The sequence below is a fragment of the Gemmatimonadota bacterium genome (assembly GCA_016209965.1).
GTDB lineage: Bacteria > Gemmatimonadota > Gemmatimonadetes > Longimicrobiales > RSA9 > JACQVE01.
Genome location: JACQVE010000171.1, coordinates 1 through 11,740, shown reverse-complemented (window position 1 = coordinate 11,740; position 11,740 = coordinate 1). Strand labels below are relative to the sequence as shown.

Here is an 11,740-nt window from a genome sequence, read left to right as displayed (position 1 = left end):
GGGATAGGTCGCTCACGTGTTACTCACCCGTCCGCCGCTCGGGTCGAACCCGAATGTCCGCCCGCGCTCGACTTGCATGTGTTAGGCACGCCGCCAGCGTTCGTCCTGAGCCAGGATCAAACTCTCCAGTTATAGAAAGTCCTCTCAAGCTCCCGCGAACGCCTCGCTAAAACCTGGCGTTCGGAATCTACCTTGCAGATCCCCTGGCGCGCGGCGCCTCACCGTGGCATAACGGCATGTCGCCTCCGCGCCTTGCCCGCGGGAAGGCATACCCGCGGGCGGGGCCCACACGGACACCCTCGACCTCGGCTGTCAAACAACGCGGCGCTGTAAGCGCCAGCAGACCATAAAGATAGCTTTCGGTGCCCGTTTCCGTCAACCCCCCACACGGGGTGACCGGGCACCGAAAGCAATATCCGCAAGTTAAAGGAACAACGAGAGACCGTCAACCCGCTGGGCGGCGGGCGCGGCGGGCGCGGCGGGCGCGGCGGTCGGCGGGGCGGCAGGGGCGGCCGTTCAGTCCCACTCCTCGCCGCGCCGGCGGCGGCCCAGGTCGCCGGTCTCCTCCTCGTCCTCGGCCTCTTCCTCCCATTCCTCCTCGTCCCACTCCTCTTCCTCCCAATCCTCCTCATCCTCCCACTCCTCCTCGTCCCACTCCTCGTCGTCGTCCCACTCCTCCTCGTCCCACTCCTCCTCTTCCAGGTCTTCCTCCTGGAGGGCGAGCCGGCCGATGTCCTCCTCCCGCTCGGCATGGTGACGCCGAGCCAGCACGTCCGCCATTGCAGCTCCTCCTCCTTGCGAGGCGGTTGTGGTGCGGCCCCATCCGCGCTTTCCCGTACACACCCCGGCGAACGCCGGCCAAGGTAAAAGGGAAACGCGCCGTGTCAAGGGCCTTTGCCACCCATCCCGACTACCCCCCGACGGGGGGGCGGGGAGACAGGGTGAGGCGGGATTCGCCCTTCCGCCGGTCGCCCCGTCCCCCCGTCTAGCCCTACGGGCTGTTGCGGGGTAGGGCGGCGGGCGGCTTTCTTACGTTCGTGAGCCTTGAGGAAGCGTTTGCGCAGCCGCACCGCGTCGGGCGTGACCTCGACCAGCTCGTCATCGGCAATGAACTCGAGGGCGCCTTCCAGCGTGATCCGGCGGGGCGGATCGAGGAGCACGTTCTCGTCCGCGCCGGCCGCGCGGACGTTGGTGAGCTTCTTTCCCCGCGTGACGTTGACCTCCATATCGCCGGCCCGGGCGTTCTCGCCCACGATCATACCTTCGTACACCTCGGCGCCGGGTCCCACGAACAGGGTGCCGCGCTGCTGCAGGTTGAAGAGGGGGTAGGCGACGGCGCTCCCGCCCGTCGTGCTGACCATGACCCCGCGATCGCGGCCGCGCAGGCTGCCGGCCCAGGGGCGGTACTCGAGGAAGCGGTGGTGCAGCACTCCTTCGCCCCGAGTATCGGTGAGGAATTCACTGCGATAGCCAAAGAGTCCGCGGGCAGGAATGCGGTACACGAGGCGGACCAGCCCGCCCGCGGGCGAGCCTGCATCCGCGCCGCGCGCGCCTGTGGAGGTGCGCATTTCCCGCAGCTCGCCGCGTCGCTGCCCCAGCTTCTCGATGACTACGCCGACATACGCCTCGGGCACGTCTACCGTCATCTCCTCGTAGGGTTCAAGCAGCTCGCCGCTCTGGCCACGGCGCGTGATGATGCGGGGCCGCGACACGGCAAACTCGTACCCCTCCCGCCGCATGGTCTCCATCAGGATCCCCAGGTGCAGCTCGCCGCGGCCGCAGACGGTGAAGGTGTCCGGCGAATCCGTGTCCTCGACGCGCAGCGCTACATTGCGCTCGAGCTCGCGCCGCAGCCGCTCGCGGAGCTGCCGGCTGGTCACGTACCTGCCCGCCCGGCCCGCCAGCGGGGAGGTGTTCACCACGAAGTCCACAGACACGGTCGGCTCCTCGACCGCGATGGCGTCCAGCGGCTCGGGGCAGGCGACGTCGGCCACCGTGCTGCCGATCTCGACCCCCTCGAGCCCGGCCAGCGCAATGATCTCGCCGGCCCTCGCTTCCTCCACTTCCGTGCGCTGCAGCCCCTCGAAGGTGTACAGCCGGGCGACGCGGCCCGGCCGATCCGGGGCCGGGAGGGCCAGGTCGTCGCGCTCCCCTGGCCCCTGCGGCGAGAGCACCATGATGGCCGCGCCGATCCGGGCCACGCCCCGCTCGATCCGGCCAATGGCCAGGCGGCCCAGGTAGGGGGAATGGTCAATGGTCGAAACCAGCATCTGGAACGGCCCGGCGTCCTCGCCCGGCGGTGCAGGCACCACGTTCAGGATGGCCTGGAACAGCGGGACCAGGTCCCGGCGCTCCTCCTCGAGGCCGCGCACAGCGTAGCCATCCCGCGCGGATGCGTAGAGGAACGGCGCATCGAGCTGCGCCTCCGCCGCCTCCAGCTCCAGGAACAGCTCGAGCACCTCGTCGTGTACGCGCAACGGCTCGGCATCCCCACGATCCACCTTGTTGATCACCACAATCGGCTGCAGCCCCAGCGCCAGCGCCTTGCGCGTCACGAAGCGCGTCTGCGGCATGGGCCCCTCGAACGCGTCCACCAGCAGCAGCACGCCATCCACCATGCGCAGGATGCGCTCGACCTCGCCCCCGAAGTCCGAGTGCCCCGGAGTGTCTACAATGTTGATCTTGTGGCCCCGCCAGCGAACGGAGGCGTTCTTCGACAGGATCGTGATGCCCCGCTCCCGCTCCAGCGGATTGGAATCCAGCACCCGCTCGGCCACCGGCTGGTTATCCCGGAACGTCCCGGCCTGACGCAGCATCTGGTCCACCAGCGTGGTCTTGCCGTGATCGACGTGGGCTATGATGGCGACGTTGCGAATCATGCCGCTGCGATACCCCCGAAATAGAAAGGCGGGCCCCGCAAAGAGCCCGGCCAACCTTGAAAGCTAATGCCTCACGCTGCCTCATTCAACCGCGGTGCTGCGTCCAGATGCTCCCGCAGTCCCCTACGAGTACACCTGCGCCTGCGCCTGCGCGTGCCCGACGGGATCCTCGATCCTTATCCCTTATCCCGCCCGCACGGCTACCACCGCGATCTCGCGGCTGCGCGGGCCGTCCCACTCGGCCAGGAACACGCGCTGCCAGGTGCCGAGCACCAGCTCGCCCTGCTCGATCAGGAGTGTGAGGCCCGGCCCGAAGAGGGAGGTCTTGATGTGGGAATCGGCATTCTCTTCTTCGAGGTGGCGGTAGTCGCCGTGGCGGGGCACGAGGCGGCGCAGAGTCACGACAATGTCCCGGGCCACAGCGGGGTCAGCGCCCTCGTTCACGGTCAGCGCACAGGAGGTGTGGAGCGCCCAGAGGTGCACGACGCCGTCCCGCACGCCGCTGGCCTGCACCTTCTCCTGCACGGCGTCCGTGATGTCGAGCAGTTGCTCGCGCTCCTGCGTGCGGACGCGTATCCGGTTCGCCACGATGCCTACCGGGTCTGGGCTACGCCCCTGGGATCGGGCGCGGGTTCGGAGCCGCAATCCCGAGGTTTCGAGCCCAGCGCAGCGGAGCCCAGCGCAGCGGAGCGCGAGCCCGAGTCCCCGATCACAGGTGCTCCTCCGAAACGTAGGCCGCCTCGCGCTCGAGCTGCACGGTGACATGCCGGATGCCGAACTGCTCGCGCATGCGGCGGTGGATCTCGAGCAGGATGCGGTGGTGCTCCTGGGGCTGCTGGACGACTGCGTGGCCGCTCATGGCAAGGAACCCGCTGGTCACGGTCCAGACGTGGAGGTCGTGGACGTCGTCGACTCCCGGGATCTCGTCAATGGCCTGGCGCACGTCTTTGAGGTCAATATACGCGGGCACCGCCTCGAGCAGCACGTTGACCGACTCTTTCACCAGGTTCCAGCTGCTGACCAGGATGAGCACGCCCACGGCCACGGAAACGAGCGGGTCGGCCCGCAGCCAGCCGGTGCTCAGGATAAGCACGGCCGCGAGGATCGCGCCCACGGAGCCGAGCAGGTCGCCGAGCACATGAAGGTATGCGCCGCGCACGTTCAGGCTATGGCCGGCGGAGCGCTGCAGGATCCAGGCGGCGACGAGGTTTACGGCCAGGCCCAGGCTGGCCACGGCCAGCATCAGCCCGCTTTCCACGGCTACCGGCACCTGCATCCGCCGGTACGCCTCGTAGAAGATGAAGAAGGAAAGCACAATGAGCCCGGCCCCGTTCACCAGCGCCGCCAGGATCTCGAGACGCAGGTAGCCGTACGTCTTGCCAGCCGTGGCCGGCCGCTGGGCAAAGCGGAGCGCGAGGAGCGCGAGGGCAAGCGCTGCCACGTCCGTCAACATGTGTGCGGCATCGGCCATGAGCGCCAGCGAGTTGGCCAGCACGCCGCCCGCGAACTCCGCGACCATGAACGTGGCCGTGATCGCGAGCACCAGCTTCAGCCCCTTCTGGCCCAGCAGTCGGTGGTGGCCGTGCCCGTGACGGCCCTGGCCGTGACGGGCGTGGGCGTGCGGGTGAGCGGCGTCGTGGGGCGCGTCGCCAGGGCCGGTTCCAGGAGCGGCAGCGCCGGGCGGCGCCGCTGAAGGCCGGGCCTCGCCCGACGAGGCTTCCGCCTGCTCCTGATTTGGCGCCGGTACGCAGTGGGGCCCCGGGCCCATGACGCAGCCGCGGGGGTCAGGCTGCTTCACCTGCGTGCTCGCCGGGAATGCTGAAGCGGGCATCGGCCGGGATCACCCACACCCAGTATGCATCCAGGTCGAAGGATCGTGGTGCAAGCCGCAGCTCTCCTCCTTCGCGGCTCCGTGCCAGCAAGATGATGGGTTCGCCTGCGGGCACCGGTGCCACGGTCGCGGTCGCGTTCGGTTCCACCACACCGACCACGACTTCGGCGCCAGGCGGGGCGGCCGGCCGGAAGGCGATGCTGAGGCGGTGCTCGGTGTGGTTCTCCACCGTGATCCGCGCCAGCGCCGCGCGGCCCTCGCCGGGCGAGCCGGCTGGCCCACCGGCGCCGGCACTGGCGCAGGCCGCGAGCGCCGCGGCCAGCAGCAGGACCAGCGGCCGGGAATCGTGCAGCGTCCTCCGGTAGAATGAAGCTACTTCCACAACGTCCTTTACCCTGGCCGCCGCGAGACGGGTCCTCGCCCTGGCAGGTGCACCCACCGTGCCACAGCTTCTCCCGCAGCTTCGGCCTCGCCTCGCCCTTGCCCTGACCCTTCCCTTGCCCTCGCGCCTGCCCTTGCCCCCTCCCTGGGTCAGCGGCTGCTCGCGCGCGCTGGCGCCTCGACCCAGTCGGCGATGAAGAGGTTCGTCTCGCCACGCACCCTGGCGCCGCGGTTGGACGCGAAAACCAGCCGCTTCCCATCCGGCGAGAACATTGGGAACCCGTCAAAATCGGGGTGCGTGGTCACGCGTTCCAGACCGGTGCCGTCCAGGTTGATCAGGTACAGATCGAAGTTGCGCCCGCGCGGATCATGCACATTCGAGCTGAAGATGACCTGCCGGCCGTTGGGGTGGAAGAAGGGGGCGAAGTTGGCCGCGCCGTTGTGCGTGAGCTGGCGCTTGTTCGAGCCGTCGGCATCCATGATGAAGATTTCCAGACGGGTCGGACGGACCAGTCCGCGGGAAAGGAGCGCGCGGTATTCTGCCAGTTCCTGCGCATCCGTCGGGTGGTGCGCCCGATAGACGATGCGCCGGCCATCCGGCGAGAAGAAGGCGCCGCCGTCGTACCCCTCCTGGTGCGTCAGCCGGCGCAGGTTGGCGCCGTCCGCATCCATGGTGTAGATCTCGAGGTCGCCGTCCCGGATGGAAGTGAACACGATGCGCTTGCCATCCGCCGCGATGGTGGCCTCCGCGTCGTAGCCGGCCGTTGCGGTCAGGCGGCGGAGGTCGGCGCCGTCCACGCGGGCGGTGAAGATGTCGTAGTCGTGCAGCGCCCAGACGTAGCCGCGGCTGTAGTCCGGCGGCGGCGGGCATGCGGAATCCGCCAGGTGAGTCGAGCTGTAGAGGATGCGGCGCTGCGACGGGAAGAAGTAGCCACAGGTGGTGCGCCCCTTCCCGGTCGAGACCCGGCGCAAGCGGCCACCGTCCACGTCCATGGTGTAGATCTGGTCGCACGCGCTCTCGCCCGGCCGCGTGGCCTGGAAGATCAGGCGGCGCCCATCCGCGGAGAAGTAAGCCTCGGCGTTCTCGCCGCCGCGGGTCAACTGGCGCAGATTGGCGAGCCGCGGCTCGTCCGCCGCGGAGGGGAACGCCACTGCGCCGGGTCCGGCAGCAGCGGCTGGAGCGGCGGGCGCGGGCGGCCGGCGGCCACACCCCGGCAGCAAGAGCAGCGACACGACTAGCACGTGATAGCGCACGGGGTTATGATAGGGTGCGGGGTGACTCAGGCAGGGCGCGCCGGCCGCACGGAGCGGCCCCGGCGCAGCGCCACTTCTGCCTACCAGCTATAAGGCGAATGCCGACGAAGGTCAAGCCGCCGGCGGGCGCGGGGCCGACAGCGCTGATGTTTGTGCTGCTCCCCGCGGCGGCAGTCGGCGCGCTGGCGCTGGCGCTGTCAGGCGCAGAGCGGCCACCGTGCCCGCCCGCCGAGCGCGGCTCGGCGGCGGTGACGCAGCCACTGGCGGCGATCAGGTATCTGGCGGCCGACGCGCTCGAGGGTCGACTGGCCGGCAGTGCGGGCGAGCGCTGCGCCGGAGACTACATCGCCCGCGAGTTCCGGCGGCTGGGCATCGAGCCGCTGGGGGACAGCGGCGGCTACTTCCAGGCGGTGCCGCTGGCCAGCGCGCTCAACCCGCACGCGCCGGGCGGCACCGGTCGCAACGTGGTGGCGGTACTGGCAGGGTCGAACCGTTCCCTGGCGCGCGAGTATGTGGTGATCGGCGCGCATTACGACCACCTGGGCCGCGGCGGCTTTGGCTCGCTGGCGCCGGAGGCAAAGGACTCGATCCACAACGGCGCTGATGACAACGCTTCCGGCGTAGCCGGGGTGCTCGAGGCCGCGCGGCTGCTCCGCGCCTCGCCCCCCGCGCGCTCCGTCATCTTTGTCGCCTTCAGCGGCGAGGAATTCGGGCTGCTCGGCTCGGCGCATTTCGCCGCGCATGCGCCCGTGCCGCTCGAGGCGGTGCGGGCCATGCTCAACCTGGACATGGTGGGCAGACTGGGCGCCGGGCCGCTGCTCGTTTACGGCACGGAGACCGCCGCCGAGTGGGCGGAGATCGTCACCCGGGCGGCGGCTCAGCAGCAGCTCCCTATAGCCGCTCGAGGCGATGGCTACGGCGCGAGTGACCACACGTCTTTCTACGTGCGGGACATCCCCGTGCTGCACTTCTTCACCAACGTGCACAGCGACTACCACCGCCCGTCGGACGACTTCGAGAAGATCGACGGGCCAGGCCTCGAGCGCGTCGCCGCGCTGGTCGCCACTGTGGCCCGCACCGTGGCCGACCGGCCCGCTGCGCTCACGCTGCAGCGCGGCGCGGGACAGCCGCTGCCCGCCGCGCAGGGCCCGGGGTACGGCGCCTATCTCGGCACCGTGCCGGACTTCACGCCGGTCGAGCACGGGGTGCGCCTCAGCGGCGTGCGCGCCGGCTCGCCCGCCGAGCAGGCCGGGCTCAGGGCCGGTGATATCCTGGTCCGCTTCAATGATCGCGATATTGCCGACCTCTTCGCGCTCACGGCGGCGCTGCGGGCGGCGGCACCCGGGGATACTGCGCGGATCGGGCTGCTGCGCGGCGGGGAGGATGTCACCGTAACCGCGATCCTGGGCAGGCGCGGTACGTAGCACGGGGCAGGTGCGAAAGGATCAGACAACGGCAACCGCATGAGTAGGGATCGCATGGAAGCTTCGACGCCGCAGGCGGCCTCGTCCACCGGAGCGCTCGCCCCGAACGCACCCGCGCACCCGCATTGGATCACCCTGGTCGGCTGGCTCGGGCTGCTCGGCCTCATCGGCGCCGAAGCGTTCGGCTTCGCGGCCTCGCCACCCGACCGCGACATGGGGCACCTGCAAAAGATCATGTACGTCCACGTGCCCGCCGCGTGGAACGCATTCATTGCCTTCTTCGTCGTCTTCCTGGCCAGCGTGGCGTATCTCTGGCGCCGCGAGGAACGCCACGACCTGCTGGCGGCCTCGGCCGCCGAGGTGGGCGCCATCCTGACCGCGCTGACCCTGACCTTGGGCTCGATCTGGGGACGGCCGACCTGGGGGGTGTGGTGGACGTGGGATCCGCGACTGACCACCACCGCGATCCTGCTGGTAACCTTCGTCGGCTACCTCGCGCTCCGCGCCTTCACGGACGACGCCGAACGGCGCGCCCGCTGGAGCGCAGCGGTCGGCATTCTCGGGTTCCTGAACGTCCCCATCGTCTACATGTCGGTGAAGTGGTGGCGCACCCTGCATCAGGAGCAGTCCAGCCCGTCTACGGTGAGCACCGAATACGCCTGGGGGCTGCGCCTCAACGCGATCGCGTTCCTGCTGCTCCTCGTCTACTTCGTGGCGCGACGCTACCAGACGGCACGGCTCGAGCGCGCAGCCGAGGCGCGCCTCGAGGAGCTGGCCCTGGCCAGTGGAGGACCTGATGAATGAATGGAATTACATTGCCGCAGCCTACCTCGTGACCTGGGTCGTGTTGGCTGGCTACGCGGTCTACCTGCGCCGTCGCAGCCGGCAGGCGGCCCAGGCCTTCGAGCGAGCGGAAGCCCAAGCAGGAGGCGAGACATGAGCAAGCTTCCACGGCCCGGCCGCCGCGCAGCGTTGGTGGGGGGCGCTGTCCTCATTCTGGGCGGGTTCGGCTACCTGCTGTACGGCGGGATCGGCGAGAACCTGGTCTACTTCCTCACCCCGTCCGAACTGCTCGCGCGCGGCCCCAGCGCCTACGACTCGCCCCTGCGCCTCGGTGGGCAGGTCGTCCCCGGCTCCGTCAATTGGGACGCGGAACAGCTCGATCTGCGCTTCCGCCTCTCCGATGGCAGCCGCGAGGTGGTGGTCCACTCGAAGGGCGCGCCGCCGCAAATGTTCCGCGACAGCATGGGCGTGATCGTCGAGGGCCGCTACACGCGGGCGGCGGTGTTCGAGTCCCACAACCTCATGGTCAAGCATTCGAACGAGTACCGCCCGCCGCCCGGCGGTGAGCATCCGGCGGCGTACTACCGCGAGATGTTCAAGGGGCAGAAGTCGTGAGCCGGCGGCGGCCGCCCTCGGTCGCCGGGTCACCCGAACCGATTATCCGCCGCCCAGCGGATAGCTGAAGCCGATGGACCACAGAATGTCGTGGTGCACGCGCCCGCGCGTGCGGCCGCCGGCACGGGCGAACTCGGCCTCCGTGATGTAGTCTTCCAGCTCCAGCCGGAAGTTGCCGCGCGAGCGCGCCAGACTCAGGCCCGCCCCGGCGCCGACTACCAGCGCCGCATCGGTCGTGCCCCGCGTGCCGCTCCAGGCGGCGCCGTGGCGGCTGACCACTCCGATGCCCGAAAGCCCATGAATGCTCCACTGGCCCCGCCGCGCCGGGCTCCGGATGCCCAACAGTCCCCGCAGGCTCGCAAAGGCGACGCCGGCACCCCAATCCCGGGTCGAAGCCGAGTCGGTCACGGCCACGAGCCCGGCGGAATACCCCACGCTCCCCTCCAGCCGGAGCAGCCGATTCGTGCGCAACGCCATACGGGCGCCCACGACCGGCGAGCCGACGTGACGCCGCCGATCCTCACCCACCGCCCCGCGAGCCGGTTCGTCCACCAGCGCGCCGACCGAGACATACAACCCGACATGCGGCGAGACCTCGAACACCGAGCTCGGCGCCAGGACAGGCACGATCGAAGCGTCTGCACCGGACGCCACCCCACCGGCCCACTCGGGTGGCACGGCACCGAGTAGCCCATCGCCCAGCCAGCAGGCGCCAGCTTCGCCGTTCGGCTGCCCGACCGCCTCTCTCGAGCCCCGGCCCCTGTCTTCGCCCACTGCCGCCACCTGGCCGCAGATGGGCAGGAACAGCTCCGGCCGGAGCTGCGCCCCTGCCGGAGTCGCCGCCCCAGCCACAAGGCCTGAGCAGAGCAGCGCTCGCCCCCAGAAAACCCTGTTGCGGCCCACACATCCCCAATGAAGCATGTCCCTCCTCCTCACCCCGGGTCCCCCGCGCTCCGCCGGGAGCAAAGGGCGTGCCTGGTCAGGTAGCGCCAACCGCCAGGCACCGGGCAGCGCCATTCTGGGGCTCGGTGGCCGATTTCGCGAGTCCGGTCGCATTCGGCCGCCGACCACCTGGCGAGCGCTATGCGGCCCGCCGCCGGCAACTTTCTACTGCCTGCGCGGAACGTATTGCCGCTGCCCGGCTTTCCCCTCATGCATTGCCCGCGCTCGTGCTCGCACTTAAGTTGAAGCGCTGGGGCTGGCCACATCGCTAACTCCTTGTAATTGCTATATTTCCGTGAAATTCGTCCACCTCCACACCCATAGCGAGTACTCGCTGCTGGACGGCGCCAACCGGATCGCCGATCTCGTGCAGCGGGCGATCGAGCTCGAGATGCCCGCTCTGGCGTTGACGGACCACGGCTGCATGTTCGGCGCATGGGAGTTCCACTCGCTGGCAACGCGGTCCGGGCTCAAGCCAATCCTGGGCATGGAGGCGTACGTCGCGCCGGGCGACCGGCGTGCCCTGCCCCGCTCCGCCGCCCGGACACGGGGACACGGGGACACGGAGACACGGCCAGGGGGGGACACCGCGTTCGCCGCGTCGCCGAGTCGCCCTCTCGCCAGGTCGGGGGAACTGGCCGTGGAGCGGGGGTCCGCCGGTTCGCCCGGTCCCCCGCTCGGGGAGCGGGCGTACTACCACCTGATCCTGCTGGCCCGTGATGAAGAAGGTTACAAGAACCTGGTGAAGCTCACGTCCATCGGATACCTGGAGGGGTTCTACCGGCGGCCGCGTATTGACCGGGAGGTGCTGGCGCGGCATGCGGGCGGCGTGATCGTGGCGTCGGCGTGCATGACGGGCGAGGTGGCGCGGCACTTACTGGCGGAGCGGTGGGATGCGGCGCGGGAGGCGGCGCAGTGGTACGCGAACGTGTTCGACGGCCGCTACTACCTCGAGGTGCAGGCGCACGAGACGGCGGGGCAGGCGCTGCTGAACGAGCGGGTCTTCAAGCTGGCGCAGGAGCTGGGGCTGCCCGTCATTGTCACGAATGACGCGCACTTCCTGCGGGCGGAGGACCATGACGCGCACGACGTGCTGCTGTGCATAGGACTGGGTAAGGACCGGGATGACCCCAGCCGGCTGCGCTACGACCGAGGGCTGTACTTCAAGTCGGCGGAGGAGATTGCTGCGGCGTTCCCCGGCCATCCGGAAGTGCTCGAGAACACGCTCCTGCTGGCCGATGGGGTGAACCTGCTGCTGCGCCCGCAGACGCACGTGCCGAAGTTCCCGCTCCCCGCTGGCTTTGCCGACGAGGTCTCGCTGCTCGAGCATCTGGCGCGGGGCGGCGCGCGCCAGCGCTATGGCGAGCCGCTGCCGGAGGAGGTGCACCAACGGCTGGAGTACGAGTTGGGCGTCATCGGCCGAACGGGATACGCGGGCTATTTCCTGATCGTACAGGACTTCATCACCTGGGCGAAGGCGCAGGGGATCCCGGTGGGCCCGGGTCGCGGCTCGGCTGCCGGCTCCCTGGTCGCCTACTGCCTCCGCATCACGGAGATCGTCCGACTGAGCTTCGAACTGCTGTTCGAGAGGTTCCTGAATCCGGAGCGCGTCTCCATGCCGGAGTTTGACG

General features: G+C 69.6%; 12 protein-coding genes and 1 rRNA gene. 5 read left to right on the top strand and 8 right to left on the bottom strand.

What is annotated here, in order from left to right; genetic code table 11:
• From HY703_07040 to HY703_07010, 7 genes are all read right to left on the bottom strand, one after another.
• Positions 1-128 (bottom strand): 16S ribosomal RNA (locus HY703_07040); the annotation flags it as partial.
• Positions 129-516: 388 nt separating this feature from the next.
• Positions 517-780, bottom strand: a complete 264-nt coding sequence (locus tag HY703_07035; GenBank protein MBI4544929.1) for a hypothetical protein — start codon at positions 778-780, stop codon at positions 517-519.
• A gap of 104 nt (positions 781-884) precedes the next feature.
• Positions 885-2,879: a translational GTPase TypA gene (gene typA, locus HY703_07030; GenBank protein MBI4544928.1), complete on the bottom strand. Its 1,995-nt coding sequence runs from the start codon at positions 2,877-2,879 to the stop codon at positions 885-887.
• Positions 2,880-3,062: 183 nt separating this feature from the next.
• On the bottom strand, positions 3,063-3,644 hold the full coding sequence (locus HY703_07025) for a YjbQ family protein (GenBank protein MBI4544927.1): 582 nt from the start codon (positions 3,642-3,644) through the stop codon (positions 3,063-3,065).
• Positions 3,589-4,647 carry a cation transporter gene (locus HY703_07020; GenBank protein ID MBI4544926.1) on the bottom strand — a complete coding sequence of 353 codons (1,059 nt, stop codon included), beginning with the start codon at positions 4,645-4,647 and terminating at the stop codon, positions 3,589-3,591. Before HY703_07020 ends, HY703_07025 begins: the two co-directional genes overlap by 56 nt.
• 16 nt (positions 4,648-4,663) lie before the next feature.
• Entirely contained in the window at positions 4,664-5,092 is a 429-nt protein-coding gene (locus tag HY703_07015) for a hypothetical protein (protein ID MBI4544925.1), read from the bottom strand.
• Positions 5,093-5,241: 149 nt separating this feature from the next.
• Positions 5,242-6,324: a PD40 domain-containing protein gene (locus HY703_07010; protein MBI4544924.1), complete on the bottom strand. Its 1,083-nt coding sequence runs from the start codon at positions 6,322-6,324 to the stop codon at positions 5,242-5,244.
• A 119-nt stretch (positions 6,325-6,443) separates the two neighbouring features.
• On the opposite strand from HY703_07010, the gene HY703_07005 reads away from it, so the two are divergent.
• The 4 genes from HY703_07005 to HY703_06990 all read left to right on the top strand — a co-directional run bounded on the left by HY703_07005 (position 6,444) and on the right by HY703_06990 (position 9,167).
• On the top strand, positions 6,444-7,769 hold the full coding sequence (locus HY703_07005) for a M28 family peptidase (GenBank protein ID MBI4544923.1): 1,326 nt from the start codon (positions 6,444-6,446) through the stop codon (positions 7,767-7,769).
• Between the two features lie 213 nt (positions 7,770-7,982).
• On the top strand, positions 7,983-8,573 hold the full coding sequence (gene ccsA, locus HY703_07000; protein ID MBI4544922.1) for a cytochrome c biogenesis protein CcsA: 591 nt from the start codon (positions 7,983-7,985) through the stop codon (positions 8,571-8,573).
• Complete coding sequence (locus HY703_06995; GenBank protein MBI4544921.1) at positions 8,566-8,709, top strand: CcmD family protein; 144 nt, start codon at positions 8,566-8,568, stop codon at positions 8,707-8,709. The genes ccsA and HY703_06995 overlap by 8 nt, the downstream gene beginning before the upstream one ends.
• Complete coding sequence (locus HY703_06990) at positions 8,706-9,167, top strand: cytochrome c maturation protein CcmE (protein MBI4544920.1); 462 nt, start codon at positions 8,706-8,708, stop codon at positions 9,165-9,167. Before HY703_06995 ends, HY703_06990 begins: the two co-directional genes overlap by 4 nt.
• A 42-nt stretch (positions 9,168-9,209) precedes the next feature.
• Here the strand turns inward: HY703_06990 and HY703_06985 are convergent, their stop codons facing one another.
• Complete coding sequence (locus tag HY703_06985; protein MBI4544919.1) at positions 9,210-10,088, bottom strand: hypothetical protein; 879 nt, start codon at positions 10,086-10,088, stop codon at positions 9,210-9,212.
• A gap of 316 nt (positions 10,089-10,404) precedes the next feature.
• Between HY703_06985 and HY703_06980 the strand changes: the two genes are divergently transcribed.
• On the top strand, positions 10,405-11,740 hold a 1,336-nt coding region (locus HY703_06980; protein MBI4544918.1), incomplete at its 3' end, for a PHP domain-containing protein.